The following is a 17,668-nucleotide window of genomic DNA, read 5'->3' as shown; positions in this document are numbered from 1 at the left end:
AAATATATTCATTTTCTGCATGTATCTGGGGGGCTCTTCGCTCCATTCGGACCCCACCAGTATGCGTGTTCTCTCCTGCCTGACGACCGAGCACAACCTGCTGCTCGTCACCCTCGCTGCGTTGATCTGCACCCTCGGTGCCTGGACCTCTCTCAACCTTCTCGGCAAAGCGAGGGGCGGACATGGAGGCACGGCAAAGGCGTGGGTTTTCTTCGGGGCCGTGGCCGCAGGCTCGAGCGTGTGGTGCACGCATTTCGTGGCGATGCTCGCGTTCGAGCCGCAGACACCCGTCAGCTATGAAGCAGGACTGACCGCCCTCTCGCTTATCCTCGTGATCTTCACGAGCACGATCGCCTTCCTCGTCGCCTCGATGAACGTCCCGTTCGCTGCAAGCCTCGGTGGCGCGGCGTTCGGTGGCGGCGTCGCCGTGATGCATTACGTGGGAATGGCAGCATTCTCGGTCGACGCAACCATTCTCTGGAACTCCGGATATTTCACGGCCTCCCTCGCCTGGTCGATCGTGGTCTCGGCGCTGGCATTCCAAAGCGTTGCGTCCGCCAACCCGTCATGGGCGCGCTACGGGGCACCCGGCCTTCTCGTGGGCTCCGTCGTCGGCCTCCATTTCACCGGAATGGCAGCCATGACGATCCTGCCTTTCGCGCCCTCCGATGCGGCGGCGACAAGCAGCGAAGCCCGCGAGATGCTGGCGTTCGCCGTGACGGGCGTTGCCGTGCTCGTGATGGGTATCGTCTGGGTCAGCAATTTCGTGGATCGCGCAGTGCGCGAGCAAGCCGCCCAGCGGCTCCGGCATCTGGCCGGAAGCTCGGCCGATGGCATGATCATCACGCAGAACGACGAGATCATCGAGGCAAACGCCGCGTTCGAAGCGCTGAGCGGCTTCGCGCGCGACGACCTGATCGGTCAGCCTGTCTCGACCGTAGGGTTCCGGGTGGACACGCTCGTCGAGGGTGCCGTCGTGCGCACCACGCTGCAGGCCGCCTGCGGCGACAGCGTCGCGGTCGAAATTGCGGCTCACACGGAAAGCGGCGAGCAGGGTTTGCGCGTCTACGCCTTGCGTGACATCCGGCCCCGCCTCGAGCAGGAACGGCGCATCGCCAATCTCGCGCGGACCGACGCGCTCACCGGGCTGCCCAACCGCGCCTCGTTCCTCGATCATCTCGACCATATCATCGCCGACTGCGAGGTGGGTTCGTCGCTTGCCTTGCTCGCGATCGACCTCAACCGCTTCAAGGAGGTGAATGACCTTCAAGGCCACGCGGCGGGCGACATCGTGCTTCGGGTGCTTTCGGAGCGCATGCGCGGCGTGCTTCGCGAGCGGGAATACCTCGCGCGCCTCGGCGGCGACGAATTCGTGGCGACCTGCCGCGTCTCCGGCCGCGACGATGCGCTCGATCTCGCGGTGCGGCTCGAGAAGCAACTGTTCTCGACCGTGCAGATCGATCACGTGGAGGCCGTTTGCGGCGCCAGCATCGGCATCGCCCTTTATCCCGATCACGCGCCGAACGCGACCACGCTCATGAACAACGCCGATCTGGCGATGTATCGCGCGAAGGGATCGCCCATCGACAACATCTGCTTCTACGCGGAGGAGATGGACGAAGCGTTGCGCGTGAGACGCCGCATGATCAGCGATCTGCGCGAAGCCTTGCCGCGCGGGGAACTGGAGCTGCGCTATCAGGTTCAGGTCGACATCACGACCGAGCGGAGCGTCGGCTATGAAGCGCTTCTGCGCTGGCGTCACCCGGAGCGCGGCTACGTGTCTCCCACCGAGTTCATCCCGCTCGCGGAGGAAACCGGCCTCATTCTCCCGATAGGAGAATGGGTTTTGCGGATGGCCTGCGCGGAAGCTGCGACCTGGGACGAGCCGGATACGATCGCGGTCAATCTTTCCGCGATCCAGCTGCATCAGATCGAGCTGCCCGACATCGTGGAGCAGATCCTGATCGAGACGGGCCTGCCTCCCTCGCGGCTCGAACTGGAGACGACCGAGACGTCGCTGATGAAGGATCCGCAGCGTGCGATCCACGTTCTGAAAAGGCTCAAGGAGCTCGGGATCTCCATCGCGATGGACGATTTCGGCACCGGCTATTCCTCGCTCTCGACGCTGCGCGCGTTCGACTTCGACAAGATCAAGCTGGACAAGACGTTCGTTGACGGCATCGACAAGGATGCGCAGGCGCGGGCGGTGATGCTTGCCGTTCTGGCACTCGGCAATGCACTCTCCATCCCCGTTCTCGCGGAAGGCGTGGAGACCAAGGAGCAGGTAGATTTCCTCAAGAGCCGCGGCTGCGACAAGGTGCAGGGCTATTTCTTCGGGCGCCCGGTGCCCGCCGTCGAAAGGAAGAAGGCCGTGGCTTGAGGGCCGCGGCTCATCCGGACCCGTTTCCTATATCGCGACCTGGGTCCCGACCTCGACCACACGGTCTGTCGGGATCTGGAAGTATGTGGTGGCGTCCTCAGCGGTGCGCGCGAGCCAGATGAACAGGCGCTCCTGCCACCGCGGCATCTCGGATCTCGTGGTCGGCCGCAGCGAGCGGCGTGAGAGGAAGAAGGACGTCGCCCCCACGTCGAGATTCAGATCCTTGCGCCGGCAGCTTTCCATGATCTTCGGAATGCTGGGCGTTTCCATGAAGCCGTATGACGCGACCACCCGGATGAAAGTCTCGTTCGAGCGATCGATCTCCACACGCTCGTGGCGAGGCACGCGGGGCGTATCCTCAGTGCGGATCGAAAGCACCAGGTTCCGTTCATGCAGCACACGGTTGTGCTTCAAGTTGTGCATGAGCGCGGTCGGTGCCGCATTCACATCGGACGACAGGAAGACGGCAGTGCCCGGAACGCGCGTCGGGGGCTTGGCTTCGAGCTTGCGCACGAGCCAGTCGAGATCGGCCTCGTTGCGGCGCGTGATCTTGGCGAGGATGGCGTAACCCCGCACCCAGGTGAACATGATGAGGCTCAGGACACCCGCGATGGCGAGCGGAACCCAGGCGCCTTCGAACAGCTTCAGGATATTTGCGGCAAAGAACGTCTGCTCGATGATCAGAAGCGGGATCATCAGGATGGCCGCCTTCCACACCGGCCAGCGCCAGTACTTCCAGACTACGAAGAACGCCATCATCGTGTCGATGACGAGGGCCGCGGTAACGGAGACGCCGTAGGCGGTGGCGAGGTGCGAGGAGCTCTTGAACATCAGCACGGCGACCACGACGCCGAGCAGCAGAAGCCAGTTGACGCGCGGGAGGTAGATCTGCCCCGCCATGCTCTCTGACGTGTGGCGGATCGCGAAGCGTGGCAGGAGGCCGAGCTGAATGGCCTGGCGGGCGAGCGAGAACGCGCCCGTGATCACCGCCTGGCTCGCGACCACGGTGGCGGTCGTCGCGAGTATGACCATGGGCACCAGCGCCCACTCGGGGTAGAGGCGATAGAACGGGTTTTCGAGCGCCGTCGCATCGGAGAGCACGAGTGCACCCTGGCCCAGATAGTTCAGCATCAGGGAGGGAAACACGAAACCGAGCCACGCGGTCTGGATCGGCTTGCGGCCGAAATGGCCGAGATCGGTGTAAAGGGCTTCCGCACCCGTGACCGCCAGGAAGACGAGGCCCAGAACGGTGAGGCCCAGCATGCCGTGGGTCGCCATGAAGCGGACGCCGTGCCACGGATTGAGGGCGGAGAACACGATCGGGTTGTCGAAAATGTGCAGCAGCCCGCCGATGGCGAGCGAGAGGAACCAGACGATGGTGAGGGGGCCGAAGAACTGGGCGACGCGGGCCGTGCCGTGGCTCTGAACCGCGAAGAGCCCGACGATCACCACGAGGGCGATCGGAACGATCAGATTGTGGAAGGCGGGCGAGACGAGCGCGAGGCCTTCGACCGCCGAGAGCACAGAGATGGCGGGGGTGATGACCGCGTCGCCGTAAAAGAACGAGGCGCCGGCGATGCCGAGCCCCAACAGCAGGGGCGAGCTTCGTTTGGCGACCGATTGGCCCAGCGCCATCAGAGCGAACGTGCCGCCCTCGCCCTTGTTGTCGGCGCGCAGGAGCACGATCACGTACTTCAGCGTGACGATCAGGATCAGCGCCCAGAATATGAGCGACAGCACGCCGAACACCGCTTCCGAGTTGGCCGGGCTTCCGCCGCTGGCCGCGCGGACCGCCTCGCGGAAGGCATAAAGGGGGCTTGTACCGATATCGCCGTAGACAACGCCGACTGATCCGACGACGAGCGTCCAGAAATGGCGATCGTGCGAAGTTTCGCCGGACTCGCCACCAACCTCGGTGGCCTTAGGGCGTGCCACGATCAGGCCTCTTATTGCTGCCGCTGCTTTCGCAGCAAATTTCGGCGCTTATACGCCTGTTCGAGCAGGCTCGTAAGCGGTCAAATTCGCAGGGCGGAGCGTGGTTCCGTCTTGACAGCGGCAAAGGCGAGTTGCAGTCGCACCCGTTTTACGGGGCTTTGGGCCAGTTGTCGCGGATCCAACGGGACAGGCCCTCCTCCGCGATCTCGGCTCCGGAAACAGCCAGACGGGCTCGCTCATTTGGCCAATTCGGTAAGGGCGGCCCGATAGGTCTTCATCGCCTTACGAGCTGCAACCCCTTCTCCATGTCGGGAACGTAGCGCGAGATCTTGAGACCGTCCGGCCCCTCGGTGACGAGCACGTGGTCGCCCTGGGAAAGCCCGAGGCGCGCCAGCAGCTCCTTCGGCAGGATGAGCCCCGTCGAGTTGCCGATCTTCTTGATTTCGAGCTTCATGGCGGCGGCTCCGCATTGCGTTATACAAATTGTACAACACAGGCAGAGGGCCGTTGTACGGATTGTAAAACGCCCGCCGCCCCGCAACCCCTGGATGACCGCCTCGAGGGCGGCCATCGTGTTGAGGGGGCAAGAAATCGGCAGCCATCAGGCGGTGGCGCGGTCCATGGCCTCCAACTCGTCGATCATGCCCTCGATCACCTTGAGCCCCTTCGACCAGAAGGACGGATCGGTGGCGTCGAGGCCGAACGGGGCCAACAGCTCCGAGTGGTGCTTCGAGCCGCCCGCCTTCAGGAGATCGAAGTATTTGGTGACGAAGCCGGGGTGGGCCTCCCGGTAAAGGCCATAGAGCGAGTTCACGAGGCAATCGCCGAACGCGTAGGCGTAAACGTAGAACGGCGAGTTGATGAAGTGGGGGATGTAGGCCCAATAGACCTCGTAGCCCGGCTTGAGGTCGATCGCCGGTCCCAGGCTCTCGCTCTGCACCTCCATCCAGTAGGCATTCAGCTCGTCGCTCGTAAGCTCACCCTTGCGGCGTCCCTCATGGACCTTGCGCTCGAACAGGTAGAACGCGATCTGCCGGACGACGGTGTTCAGCATGTCCTCGACCTTGCCGGCGATCATCGCTTTCTTCTCGCGCGGGCTCTTGGTCTCGGCGAGGAGCGCGCGGAAGGTCAGCATCTCGCCGAACACCGACGCGGTCTCCGCGAGCGTGAGCGGGGTCGGCGCGAGCAGCGCGCCCTGGTCGCGGGCCAGCATCTGGTGGACGCCGTGGCCCAGCTCGTGCGCGAGCGTCATCACGTCCCGCGGCTTGCCCTGGTAGTTCATGAGCACGTAGGGGTGCACCGAGGGAACGGTTGCGGCAGAGAACGCGCCTTGCGTTTTGCCTTCACGCAGCGGCGCGTCGATCCAGCGCTTGTCAAAGAACTGTTTCGCGACGTTCGCCATATCGGGCGCGAAGGCGCCGTAAGCCTTGAGCACGATTCCCTCGGCTTCCGCCCAGGTGAAGATCTGCTCCGGTTTGTCGGGGAGCGGGGCGTTGCGGTCCCAGTGCGAGAGCCGGTCCATGCCGAGCCACTTGGCCTTCATGGCGTAGTAGCGATGCGACAGGCGCGGGTAGGCTTCCCGCACGCTCTCGACTAGCGCGTCCACGACCGGCGCCTCGACGCGGTTGGCAAGGTGGCGGCTGTCGGCCACATCCTTGAAGCCGCGCCAGCGGTCGGAAATCTCCTTGTCCTTGGCCAGCGTGTTGGTGATCAGGGTGAAGAGGCGGATGTTGTCCTTGAACACCTTCGAAAGTGCCTCCGCCGCTGCGCGGCGGCGCGGCTCGGCCGGGTTCGAAAGCAGGTTCAGCGTCGCTTCGAGCGCCAGGGGTGCGGGTTCTCCCTCCACATCGAAGCGAAGGCCGGTCATCGTCTCGCTGAACAGACGGTTGAACGCGCCGCGTCCAGTCTGGCCTTTCTCCGTGAAAAGCTGCTCGAGCTTCTCGTCGAGCTGATAGGGCTTTTCCTTGCGCAGATCCTCGAGCCAGGGCTTGTAACGGGCGAGCGCGGGATGCGTCACCGCCTGGGCGAGCGCCGCCTCCTCGATCTGATTGAGCTCCAGCTCGACGAAGATGAGATCGGTCGAGATTTTCGTGAGCTTCTCGGAGATGTCTCCATAGAACTTGGCACGGGCGGGATCCGCCTGGTTGGCGGCATAGAGAAGGCCTGCGAACGAGCCGAGCTTGCCCATCAGATCGGAAAGCTGCTCGTAGGAAGAAATGGCGTCCGCCAGCTTGGCGCCGTCGCCCGCGAGCGCGACGAGCTTGCCTTGATAAGCGTCCTTGATGCGCTTTGCCTCTGCAGCCGCCCGATCGATGTCGCGGGTCACCGACGGATCGTCCATTCCCTTGTAGAGATCCGAAAGGTCCCACTCGGGGATGGGGCCGAGATCGCGCTCCTCCGTCGGGGTCGATCCGCTCTGGGCCTTTGCCCGGGCGATATCAGAGAACAGCGGGGCGCGCGTGGTCGGCGTCATCAGTAGCTCCAGTGAATATGGGAGAAAGCAATCCTTAATCTGCGGGCTCTCGCCCCCGGTTTCAAGCGGCAAAGGTGAAGTGTCTGGGCTCCTCCGCGGGTGAAAAGCGTCAACCTGAGGCCACAGGCGGGCAAAAAAGTTTCAAGGTGAGCATAGCCGAAAGAGCTTGTTTACCGTTGTCGGGCAATCATTCGCTCGAGTTGAGTTGCTGATCGATCCGCGCGCGGCTGTGTTAGCGCGTGGGGCGAGGCCGGCAGTGTTCCAGTTCGTGTTGTGTACGAGTGCTTCATGGCAAAGCGTGTTCTTATTGTCGACGATGATCCCGCCCAGCGCCGCATCCTCGAAGAAACGGTCAAACGGTTCGGCTTCGAGACCCGCTCCACGAATTCCGGCGAGCAGGCGCTCGAAGTGCTCGAAGGCCCCGAGCGGGGCACCATCTCCCTCGTCCTTCTGGATCTCGTCATGCCCGGCATCGGCGGCATGGCCGTTCTCGAACGGCTGAAGGGCAAAGCCTCGCCTCCCGTCATCGTGCTCACCGCCAACGGCTCGGTGGATGCCGCGATCAGCGCGATCCGTCTCGGCGCCGTGGACTTCGTGATCAAGCCCGCCTCTCCGGAGCGGCTCGAAGTCTCCATGAAGAGCGCGATGAAGATCGAAGCGCTTTCCGAAGAGATCTCGCGGATCAAGAAGAAGACGGACGGCACGCTGACGTTCGACGATCTCATCATCCGCGGCGAAGGCATGCAGCGCGTGATCGCGCTCGGCAAACGCGCGGCCACCTCCACCATTCCGGTCCTGATCGAAGGCGAGAGCGGCGTCGGCAAGGAGCTGATCGCACGCGCCATCCAGGGCGAGAGCGAGCGGGCGGGACGGCCCTTCGTCACCGTCAACTGCGGCGCGATCCCCGAGAACCTGGTGGAGAGCATCCTGTTCGGCCACGAGAAGGGTGCGTTCACCGGCGCCGTCGAGAGGCGCGTCGGAAAGTTCCAGGAAGCCGACGGCGGCACGCTGTTCCTCGACGAGATCGGCGAGCTGCCGCTCGATGCGCAGGTAAAGCTGCTGCGCGCGCTTCAGGAAGGCGAGATCGATCCGGTCGGCGCGAAGAAGCCCATCAAGGTCAACTTCCGCCTCGTGTCCGCCACCAACCGCGACATGATCCAGCTCGTGAAGGACGGCAAGTTCCGCGAAGATCTCTATTACCGACTCAACGTGTTCCCCATCTGGGTGCCGCCGCTACGCGAGCGCCGCGAGGACATTCCCGAGCTTGCTCAGCATTTCCTCGCCCGCTTCGGCGCGGAGGAAGGCAAGCGCGTCGGTGGCTTCACCGACGAGGCGATGCGGATGCTGATGGCCTACGACTGGCCGGGCAACGTGCGCCAGCTCGAGAACGCGATTTTCCGCGCGGTCGTCCTGGCCGATGGCGCTGAGCTTTCTGTGGCCGAGTTCCCGCAGATCGCAACGCAGGTCGAAGGCTTCACCGCCGAGATCCCGCCCGCTCCGGCCGGCTTGCAGAAGCCGCCGGCCTACACGGGCCCCGCGCTGCTCGGCGCGGAGGACACCATTCCGCAGACCGTCGAAGTGCGCCCCTCGGGCGGCCCTTCGGCGCTCGGCATTCCCGCGGTGACCGAGAGCGGCGAGATCCGCGCGCTCGAAGACATCGAGGCCGACATGATCCGCCTCGCGCTCGGGCGCTATCGCGGCCACATGACGGAAGTGGCGAAGCGCCTCAAGATCGGCCGCTCGACGCTCTACCGGAAGATGCAGGAGTACGGCCTCGAGCCGCGCGTGAACTAGAAGGTCGCGCAAAAACGCTCGGAAGATCGATCGATGGCCGGGCTCGTCCCGGCCATTTTTGCGACGAGGCTGCCGGACGACATTGATCAGCCGGCCTCCATTTCCTCCTCTTCGATGTTCGGCCGGCGTGGCAGGATGGCGGAGCGGCGCGGCCCCCGTGATCACAATTCCACAACAGTAGACGGGCAAAAGTTCGCCTGCGTGCGGGACGCGGGCCCTCCCAGCTTCTCAAGGCTTAGTGCCTCGGCTAGACCATGATTGCATCCGAACCTATCGGTCCGGCGCATCGGTCATGGTTGCTGCTTAGGTGTCGAGCGTGATCGCGCGTCCTGATTTTTACAGCGCGGCCACGAGGAATTGCCATGCGTCACCGGTTGAGGGGCATCGCCCCGTCCTGCGTTCTGCTGCTTGCGGCGTCCGTGCTGCCGGCAACCGCCTTCGCAGATCCAGTCGCAGCGCCTGACGCCGCACCACCCGCGGCCCCGATCACGGCAGCGCCCACGCAACCGGCCGACGCCACGGCTGCGCCCGTCACCGCAGCACCTGCCGCGCAACCTGCTCCTCCCGCCTCGCCCGCTCCTGAGCAGGCGGCGACGCCCGCGCCTACGAAACCGCAGCTCGGCGCACTGGTCCGCGCGGCTCTCGACACACTTCCCAAGACCGCGACCGAGGCCGAGCGGCAGGATGCGCTCGCACTCAAGGATTTCTATCTCGCGCGCAATGACGCGCCGCTTTGGATCGCGGATGGCTCCTTGAACGATCGCGCCGTGCTCGTGATCGCCGAAATCAAGAAGGCCAACGACTGGGGGCTCGACGCCTCGGCGTTCGCGTTGCCGGATGTCGGCGGAACGCTGACCGAGGAGAGCGCTGCCGACGCCGAGCGCAAGCTCTCCGTCGCCGCCCTCACCTACGCGCGCCACGCGCGCGGTGGCCGCATTACCGAGCCCGCCAAACAGCTTTCGTCCTACCTGGACCGCACGCCGCAACTCCTCGATCCCAAGGCCGTGCTTGCGGACCTTGCCGGATCGACGCCGCCCGATGCGACGCTGAGAGGGTTCCACCCGAAGCATCCGCAGTTCGAAAAGCTGCGCCAGAAGTATCTCGAGCTTCTGAAGTCGGCGAGCACGGCGGACGCCATCGTCCGCCTGCCGAAAGGACCGGCACTCTCGCCGGGGCAAACTCATCCGCATGTCGCGCTGCTCCGCCAGCGGCTCAAGGTGCCCGCTCCGGCGGGCACTGCCGAGCAGCCCGCAGATGAGGCCTTTTACGACGACGCGCTCGCAACCGCCGTCAAAGCCTTCCAGACCGAGAATGGCCTCGCGCCCGACGGCATCGTGGGCGCGGGCTCGCGCGCCGCGCTCAACGACATCGACGTGCCGAACCCGGATCGCGTGCGCGCGAACATGGAGCTATGGCGCTGGATGCCCGAGGATCTCGGCGCCACGCACGTGTGGGTGAACATCCCGGAGTTCATGTTCGAGTTCGTGCGGGATGGAAAAGTGGTGCACGAAGAGCGAGTGATCACGGGCCTCGTCGACAAACAGACGCCGGTGTTCTCGGCGGTCATGGACACGGTCACCATTCATCCGCGCTGGAACGTGCCGGACTCGATCAAAGTGCGGGAGCTCTATCCGAGCCTGGCGCGGGGCGGCACCTATTTCCAGAAGCAGGGCCTGCGCATGACGCGCAACGGCAAGCCGGTCGATCCTTATTATGTCGACTGGGGCTCTGCGGACATTCGCCAATTCGACGTGCATCAGCCGCCGGGCGCCGCGAACGTGCTCGGCCAGTTCAAGTTCACGTTCCACAACAAGCATATCGTCTACATGCACGACACGCCGACGAAGCACCTCTTCAACCAGGCGACCCGTGCCTACAGCCATGGCTGCATCCGCGTGCGTAACCCCGCGCGGTTCGCGGAGGTGGTGCTGGAGTTCGACAAGGGCTGGACGCCGGACCAGGTCGCCTCCCTCGTCAACGCCGACCCGGTCGAAAACCCGATCGTGCTCGAGAAGAAGATCCCCGTGCACACGGCCTACTTCACGCAATGGGTGAACGACGCAGGCGAGCTCGTAAGCTTCAAGGACGTCTACGGTCACGAGCAGCGCGTCATTCTCGCGCTCGAAGGGCGCTTCAATGCCATCGCGCGCGGCCCGGATCACCTGGCGCCCGTCACCTATGCGAAATCGCAGTACGCGGGCGGCGGCAACCCGCTCGAAACGTTCTTCAACAACGTATTCGGCGGCTTCTGAGCATTAGTCTCGCTCCTTAACCCTCCCCTGCGTCTTACTGGCGGCGCGGGGCGTCTTGCCCTTTTTATGCCGCGGGCGAGCCCTCTTGATCGCGCATTCCGAGGTTACCAACCGTTAAGCAACGGGGCGTAAGCGTTAACCTTGGCATTCTCGATGGGGGAATTCTGTTGGGCGTAAAGGCGGGACTCTCCACCTGCCGGTATCTGGGCTTCGGCGCGGCCGCACTCGTGGCCGCCGCCTCGCAGGCCACGCTGGCGCATGCCGGTGACGATCGCACCATCTCCTTCTTCCACATCCACACCAAGGAAACGCTCACCGTCCAGTACAAGAAGGACGGCCGCTTCGTTCCCGCCGCGCTCGAAAAGATCAACTGGATCATGCGCGACTGGCGGGAGAACAAATCCATCCAGATGGACCCCAACACGGTCGACATCATCTGGGAGATGCACCGGGAGCTGGGCTCTCAGCAGCCTGTCAGCATCATCTGCGGCTATCGCTCGCGCGGCACCAACGAGATGCTGCGCAAGACGCGCGGCGGACAGGCGAGCCAGAGCCAGCACATCACCGGCAAGGCGATCGACATCGCGTTTCCGGACGTACCCGTGAAGCGGATGCGCTACTCGGCCATGATCCGTGAGCGCGGTGGCGTCGGCTACTATCCGACCTCCGGCATTCCTTTCGTGCATGTGGACACAGCGCGCGTGCGCCACTGGCCGCGCATGGTGCGCGACGAGCTGGCGCTGCTGTTCCCGTCCGGTCATTCGAAGCACGAGCCATCTGACGGCCGTCCCATCACACCTGCCGACGTGCGCGCCGCACGCGAGCGGCGCAAGGATCTCGCGCAAGAAGTTGCGCAATTCTACGCCCTGCGGGACAGCCCCAAGGCGGCTGTGCAGGTAGCGGATGCTTCATCTGTGACCAACCCGGCTCCAGTGCCTCCGCGCCCGGCGCGGGCGGTTCGCCCGCCTGCTCCGCATCAACGCATGGCCGTCGGCGCGCCGATGCCGCCGCCTTCCGAGACCGCGCCTGAGACGATGCGCTCGGTGGCCCTCACCTCCGATCGGACAGCGGGCGAGAGCAAGGGCGTGATCGCCAAGGCTGTCGCCGAGACGGCTGCTCAGGACGTGAAGCCCAAACTCGTAAGTGCGCCGAAGCCCGTCGACCGGCCGTCGACGTTCGTCGCCAAGCTGCCCGATGCCGACCGCTCACGCCTCGACATGCTGGTCCAGCTCGCCTCAATCGAGGAGACGGCTGCGCTGGCGCCCGCCGCAAAGAGCGCATCCCTGATCACGGGCTCCACGCCGATGCGCGCCTCGATGACGCCGGACTGGCCGTTCCCGAAGCGAGCCGTCGCCAACGAGCCCGCACCGAAAGCGGCTCCTGCCGCGGCGCATCCCTTCGGAGAGGGCTCAACCGACTGGCGGAGCGGCTGGACGGCTGCACCTGAATATGACGAAGACCATCCGGACGAGCTTTCCTACCGGCCTTTCGCGCTCGCCCCGCTGCTGACGGAAACCGCCTCGTTCGACGATCCGGCGCTGCAGACGCTCGTGCATCCGGACGTGCCGATGACGCTCGAAATGCTGGATGACGAGGGCACCGTGCTGCCGATGCGGTTCGGCGCGGGCCAATTGCAGACGGCGATGGCGTGGGCGCAGGAGTTCAGCGGTAGCGCCGTGCACCTCGAGTCGATGGCGGCTGCCCCTGAGCCGCAGCCAGCAGCCCCTCAGCTCGTCTCGCGGGCGGTCAAGACCCTGCCGCGGTGATTGGCTTGCGGGAGCGGCTTCCTCCCAGCGCGATTGCCAGAGGACCCTCTTTCCAGGCTTTGGTGACGAGGCGCCCCAGCTCCTCGAAATCCTGCGTTCGCGGAGACGTGGACCGCCACACGAGGCCGATGGTGCGCGAGGGCTCGGGATCTACGAACCGCACGAGCGTGATGTCGCGTCCGCGCTCCTCGATGCCCACGGCCATCTCAGGAAGCAGCGTGATGCCGTAGCCCGCCGAGACCATCTCGACGATGGTGGCGAGGCTCGAGGCGCCGAAGGTGTTCACCGCATCCACCTGCTGGAGGCTGCAATAGGTGAGTGCCTGATCGCGCAGGCAATGTCCTTCCTCGAGCAACAGAAGGCGCTCGTGCTCGATCAGCTCCTTGGTTGCGCGCACGCGGCCGGAGAGCTTCCGGTCCTTGGGCACGGCGAGGAGAAACTTGTCCTCGAACAGCTTGCGATTGGTGAGATCCGTATGCTTGAGCGGCAGCGCGAGCAGCAGCACGTCGAGCTTGCCTTCGAGCAGCTCGTCGGTCAGCACCTGGGTCTGCGTCTCGCGGACATGCAGCTCCAGATCCGGATAGGCCTCGCGCAGCAGGGGCAGCAGTGGCGGCAGCATGTAGGGCGCGACCGAGGGGATGACGCCGAGCCGGAGCGTGCCGGCGAGCACGCGGTTGGCGTGCTGGGCGTAGGCCACGAGATCGCGAACGTCTCCCAGGATGCGCGCGCAGCGAGCGGCGATCTCGATACCCTTGCCGGTGAGCTGCACGCCCGAGCGCGTCCGCTCGACCAGGATCAGGCCGAGGTTCTGCTCGAGCTCGTGGATCTGCATGGAAAGGGCTGGCTGCGTGACCGCGCACGCATCCGCCGCGCGGCCGAAATGAAGCTCCCGCGCGAGCGCATCGAAATAGCGTAACTGCTTGATAGTGACCTGCGTCATAAGACAGCCTGATCAGGGGAGAAACAAATAACGATTAGCCCTGATATCGGCAGCGGTCTATGGTCGCAGCGAACAAACGATCGTGATCGTTCCGCGATTTCGCGGCGATCCGGGAAACAGTTCCCGAATACGGCAGGTGAAGCTCCGGCTTCCACTCGTCGTTAGCGTCTCGGGCCGTGCGCCGAAGCGGCCCGAGACGTTTTTTATTTTCACGTCACACCACGGATGGCCGATCTGCCCGCGGACGAGCTACTCCGCCGCGATCATGCGGTCGGCAGCTGCCTCCGCACCGGCCGAGACCGGTCCATTCAGCATTCCGAGAGCGTGCATGTAGACCTCGAGCAGGCTTTCTTCTTCCTGCCGCTCGGTCTGGCTCTTCTTGCGCAGGCGAACGATCTGCCGAAGGATCTTCACGTCGAAGCCCACGCCCTTGGCCTCGAGATACTTGTCGCGGATGTCGCCGGAGAGAGCCTTCTTCTCCTCTTCGAGCCGCTCGATGCTTTCGATGATCTGGCGAAGCTGATTCTGTGCCGAAGCCTGAAGCGTCGTCATTACTACCCCCAACAAATACGGATATCCGATCCCTCTTCGCGCTCCGCCGTTTGCGGATGCGATCTTGAGCCGAGGCTAGAACTCGGATGGGACAGGGGCAAGGCGAGGCGCTTTCTCATCCAGAGATAATTTCCTGTGGATGAGGCTCCTAGTTTTTGTTCTTCGTGGTGTGGGCGCTGCTCTTCTCGAACGCGGCAAGGGCCTGCGGGGAGGCTTCGGTCTGGTGGCGCTTCTGCCATTCGGCATACGGCATGCCGTAGATGATCTCGCGCGCTTCATCCTTCGACACGATCATGCCTTTGTCGGCTGCCGCCTCCTGATACCAGTTGGCGAGACAGTTCCGGCAGAAACCCGCGAGATTCATGAGGTCGATGTTCTGCACATCCGCGCGCTCGCGCAGGTGCGCGACAAGACGGCGAAACGCAGCGGCCTCAAGCTCGATGGTGGTTCTTGGATCGCGTGTCATCTGTTGTTCCTCATCCGGCTCCGAGGCCGATCGCGGTATCTCAATCGGTGTGAGACCCGAAATGTTTCACCCGCTTGAGATCGGGATCGCCATCCCGACCTGCAAGGATGCGCTGCATCACGGACGCCAGGCGATCCGCCCACTCTCTCTGGCCGCTCTCCGTCGCGATCAAGTCCTGGCGAACCTCGACGATGGCGTGGGAAAGCCCGCGCGAGGTTCCGTGGCGCCACATGCAGTCGCCCTTGAGGCGGCCCGAGTAGGGCTCGTTGTCGCCGATGACGAAGGCAGCGTCCGCGCGCAAGCCCTCGATCAACGGCCCGGCAAGCCTCGGATCCTTGTCCCAGAGGATGGCGCCATGCCAGGGCCGCGGCTTTCCGCGCCACTGCGGCGTGAAGCTGTGCATCGAGAGCAGCACCGGGGCGATGCCGGACGCCAACGCGCGATCGAGAAGGGCGCCGATGGCCTCGTGATAGGGGCGATAGAAGCGCATGATCCGCTTTTCGCGCTCGCCGTCGCTCAACGTGCGGTTTCCAGGAACGATGGCGCCGTCCGAGAGACGCATGATGAGCGTGGGATCGTCCTCGCCCCGGTTGCAGTCGATCAGCAGGCGGGAAAAGCGCGTCAGCACGGCGGGGGCCCCGAGTTTGTCGGCCAGCCGCTCCGTCACCGCGCGTGCCCCGATGTCATAGGCGATATGGCGCTCGAGCTCGGACGGCGGCAGGCCAAGACTGCCGTACTCCCCGGGAAGGGCATTGTCGGCGTGGTCGCACAGCACGATCAGCCCCGCGTCCAGGGAGCCCGGACGGCGGACGAACGCTTCGGCGGTTTCCGCCTCGATGGTGACGCTGGCGGCGGGCGCTGTCTCGGGTCGCATCGGCACCTTAATCTTGTATCGGCCTCGTTATTTCGCCGTTTCGGCTTTTCCCCCCGGGGGCTTGCGAAAATTCGCGTCCCGGCCTTCAATGGCGCAGCGCTCGTGGGGGTGCCGTCAGCCGTGCACTCCTCAAAGCTGCCCGCTTTCATTGCCAACGTTTCGCCCTCCCATCAAGGCTCGGCCAGTGTCGTGATCCCACGTACAGGCCGGCATCCCGTGAAACCATGAATCTGAGAGCATTCCTTTCGCCGCTTGCAGCGGCCCTGTTGCTGGCGATGCTCCCGCGGCCGGCGCTGGCAGACCTCAAGTTCTGCAATGCCACGCAGAGCCGGGTCGGCGTCTCGATCGGCTACCAGGACCCGGAAGGCTGGGCGACCGAGGGGTGGTGGAACATCGCGTCGCAGTCTTGCGAAACGCTCTTGAAAGGGGCAGTACCGAGCCGGTTTATCTACGTCCACGCCGTGGATTACGACCGCGGGGGGGAATGGGCGGGCACGAACTTCATGTGCACAGCCGATAAGACGTTCGCCATCCGGGGGGTGCAGGATTGCCCCAAACGCGGATATAAGCGCACGGGATTTTTCGAAGTCGATACGGGAGAGGCGCAAGAGTGGACGGTTCGCCTCACCGATCCAGACGATAAAGAGGCGGACGGGAAATGAGACGTAATCGGCGGGTCAAGATTGTTGCGACGCTTGGACCCGCGTCGTCCGCGCCCGACGTTCTCGAGCGTCTCTTCATTGCGGGAGCGGACGTTTTTCGCATCAACATGAGCCACACGAGCGCGGAGACGGCCCACACGCTGGTGCGCTCCATCCGTGACGTGGCCGCGAAGCATCGCTGCTCGATCGGCGTGCTGTGCGATCTGCAGGGCCCCAAGTTCCGCCTCGGCGAGTTCGTCGACGGGCGGGCGCTGGTCAAGGCTGGCGAGCATTTCCGCTTCGATCAGACCGGCGTGCCGGGCACCTCTCAGCGCGTGAGCCTGCCGCACCCCGCGATCTTCGATGCCGTGCGGCCCGGGCACATGCTGCTCATCGACGACGGCAAATTGCGCATGCGCGTGGCCGACGTGGACGGCAAGAGCATGGTGGCCGAAGTGGTGACCGGCGGCATCCTTTCGAGCCGCAAGGGCATCAGCATGCCCGACACCGTGCTGCCCATCAGCTCGCTTACGGACAAGGATCGCAAGGATCTCGACATCGCGCTGAAGCTCGGCGCCGACTGGATCGCGCTGTCGTTCGTGCAGCGTGCCGAGGACATCATCGAAGCCAAGCGCATCATCGACGGGCGGGCCGCGGTGCTCGCCAAGATCGAGAAGCCCTCGGCCATTGAGGACATCGACGACATCATCGCGGCCGGTGACGGCTTCATGGTGGCGCGCGGCGACCTGGGCGTCGAAATGCCCGTCGAGCGCGTTCCGGGCCTTCAGAAGCAGATCACCCGCAAGGCGCGTGCCGCCGGCAAGCCGATCGTAGTCGCGACCCAGATGCTGGAGAGCATGACGTCGTCGCCGATGCCGACACGCGCCGAGGTCTCCGACGTCGCGACCGCCGTCTTCGACGGCGCGGACGCGATCATGCTGTCGGGCGAATCCGCCGTTGGCCAGTACCCGGTCGAGACCATCGAGATGATGGCGCGCATCGCCCACGAGGTGGAGAACGACGCGAGCTACGACGCTTTCGTGCACGCCATCGAGTTTCCGCCGATGCCGACGGGCGCCGACGCTATCGCGGCCGCCGCGCACGCGATCTCCGAGACGGTCAAGGTGGCGGCCATCCTCTGCTACACCGCGACGGGCTCGACCGCGCTTCGCGTCGCCCGCGAACGGCCCAACCTGCCCGTGATCGGCCTCACGCCGATCGCGCGCACGGCCCAGCGCCTCGCGCTCGTCTGGGGCATCGAGACGGTGCTCACCGGCGATCCCGAGGATCTCGCCGACATGGTGCGCAAGGCGACGCGCATCGCCTACGAGGGCGGGTTCGTGAAGCCGGGCCAGGGTGTGGTCATCACGTGCGGTGTGCCGCTCGGCTCGCCCGGCGCGACCAACATGATCCGCCTCGCGTTCGTGGACGAGCACGGCCTTCCGGACGGCCACAGCCCGGATTACGTGCCGACAGGCGGCAAGGTGCCTGTGGAACGGCGCACCCCGCCCAAGATCACGTCCTGACGCGCTGCGCTTTTCGTTAGCGAAACCGATGAGTCACGCTTCGGACTGATAGGGTCCGAAGCGATCATG

Annotated in this window: 13 protein-coding genes; 6 read left to right on the top strand and 7 right to left on the bottom strand. The window is 64.7% G+C overall.

Features of this window, described 5'->3' with window-relative positions:
- The first annotated feature begins 61 nt into the window (after positions 1 to 61).
- Positions 62 to 2,380, top strand: a complete 2,319-nt coding sequence (locus tag F812_RS0106915) for a bifunctional diguanylate cyclase/phosphodiesterase (protein ID WP_026867914.1) — start codon at positions 62 to 64, stop codon at positions 2,378 to 2,380.
- A 27-nt stretch (positions 2,381 to 2,407) separates the two neighbouring features.
- Here F812_RS0106915 and F812_RS0106910 read toward each other — a convergent pair whose 3' ends face one another.
- The 3 genes from F812_RS0106910 to F812_RS0106900 all read right to left on the bottom strand — a co-directional run bounded on the left by F812_RS0106910 (position 2,408) and on the right by F812_RS0106900 (position 6,788).
- Positions 2,408 to 4,321, bottom strand: coding sequence for a potassium transporter Kup (locus F812_RS0106910; protein ID WP_420537149.1), 1,914 nt, complete (start codon positions 4,319 to 4,321; stop codon positions 2,408 to 2,410).
- Positions 4,322 to 4,589: 268 nt separating this feature from the next.
- Positions 4,590 to 4,769 carry an AbrB/MazE/SpoVT family DNA-binding domain-containing protein gene (locus tag F812_RS0106905; RefSeq protein ID WP_020085234.1) on the bottom strand — a complete coding sequence of 60 codons (180 nt, stop codon included), beginning with the start codon at positions 4,767 to 4,769 and terminating at the stop codon, positions 4,590 to 4,592.
- A gap of 147 nt (positions 4,770 to 4,916) precedes the next feature.
- Complete coding sequence (locus tag F812_RS0106900; RefSeq protein ID WP_020085233.1) at positions 4,917 to 6,788, bottom strand: M3 family oligoendopeptidase; 1,872 nt, start codon at positions 6,786 to 6,788, stop codon at positions 4,917 to 4,919.
- 288 nt (positions 6,789 to 7,076) lie between these two features.
- Here F812_RS0106900 and F812_RS0106895 point away from each other — a divergent pair, with 288 nt between their 5' ends.
- The 3 genes from F812_RS0106895 (at position 7,077) to F812_RS22920 (ending at position 12,600) form a co-directional block, all read left to right on the top strand.
- Positions 7,077 to 8,582 carry a sigma-54-dependent transcriptional regulator gene (locus F812_RS0106895; protein ID WP_026867913.1) on the top strand — a complete coding sequence of 502 codons (1,506 nt, stop codon included), beginning with the start codon at positions 7,077 to 7,079 and terminating at the stop codon, positions 8,580 to 8,582.
- Between the two features lie 362 nt (positions 8,583 to 8,944).
- Positions 8,945 to 10,834 carry a L,D-transpeptidase family protein gene (locus F812_RS22925; protein WP_020085231.1) on the top strand — a complete coding sequence of 630 codons (1,890 nt, stop codon included), beginning with the start codon at positions 8,945 to 8,947 and terminating at the stop codon, positions 10,832 to 10,834.
- A 167-nt stretch (positions 10,835 to 11,001) separates the two neighbouring features.
- Entirely contained in the window at positions 11,002 to 12,600 is a 1,599-nt protein-coding gene (locus tag F812_RS22920; protein ID WP_020085230.1) for a peptidoglycan L,D-endopeptidase MepK, read from the top strand.
- Here F812_RS22920 and F812_RS22915 read toward each other — a convergent pair.
- The 4 genes from F812_RS22915 to F812_RS0106865 all read right to left on the bottom strand — a co-directional run bounded on the left by F812_RS22915 (position 12,581) and on the right by F812_RS0106865 (position 15,432).
- Positions 12,581 to 13,540 carry a LysR substrate-binding domain-containing protein gene (locus F812_RS22915; protein ID WP_020085229.1) on the bottom strand — a complete coding sequence of 320 codons (960 nt, stop codon included), beginning with the start codon at positions 13,538 to 13,540 and terminating at the stop codon, positions 12,581 to 12,583. The genes F812_RS22920 and F812_RS22915 overlap by 20 nt on opposite strands.
- Before the next feature lie 249 nt (positions 13,541 to 13,789).
- Positions 13,790 to 14,092, bottom strand: a complete 303-nt coding sequence (locus F812_RS0106875; RefSeq protein ID WP_020085228.1) for a DUF2312 domain-containing protein — start codon at positions 14,090 to 14,092, stop codon at positions 13,790 to 13,792.
- Positions 14,093 to 14,240: 148 nt separating this feature from the next.
- Complete coding sequence (locus tag F812_RS0106870; RefSeq protein ID WP_020085227.1) at positions 14,241 to 14,558, bottom strand: DUF1244 domain-containing protein; 318 nt, start codon at positions 14,556 to 14,558, stop codon at positions 14,241 to 14,243.
- 40 nt (positions 14,559 to 14,598) lie between these two features.
- Positions 14,599 to 15,432 carry an N-formylglutamate amidohydrolase gene (locus F812_RS0106865; RefSeq protein ID WP_020085226.1) on the bottom strand — a complete coding sequence of 278 codons (834 nt, stop codon included), beginning with the start codon at positions 15,430 to 15,432 and terminating at the stop codon, positions 14,599 to 14,601.
- Positions 15,433 to 15,656: 224 nt separating this feature from the next.
- On the opposite strand from F812_RS0106865, the gene F812_RS0106860 reads away from it, so the two are divergent.
- Positions 15,657 to 16,094: a DUF1036 domain-containing protein gene (locus F812_RS0106860; protein WP_020085225.1), complete on the top strand. Its 438-nt coding sequence runs from the start codon at positions 15,657 to 15,659 to the stop codon at positions 16,092 to 16,094.
- Complete coding sequence (gene pyk, locus F812_RS0106855; protein ID WP_020085224.1) at positions 16,091 to 17,599, top strand: pyruvate kinase; 1,509 nt, start codon at positions 16,091 to 16,093, stop codon at positions 17,597 to 17,599. Before F812_RS0106860 ends, pyk begins: the two co-directional genes overlap by 4 nt.
- Positions 17,600 to 17,668: the final 69 nt, after the last annotated feature.

Source organism: Hyphomicrobium zavarzinii ATCC 27496 (genome assembly GCF_000383415.1).
Classification (GTDB): Bacteria; Pseudomonadota; Alphaproteobacteria; order Rhizobiales; family Hyphomicrobiaceae; genus Hyphomicrobium_C; species Hyphomicrobium_C zavarzinii.
Note: the sequence above shows the minus strand (reverse complement) of the source record. Positions and strands in the feature narration are given on the sequence as shown.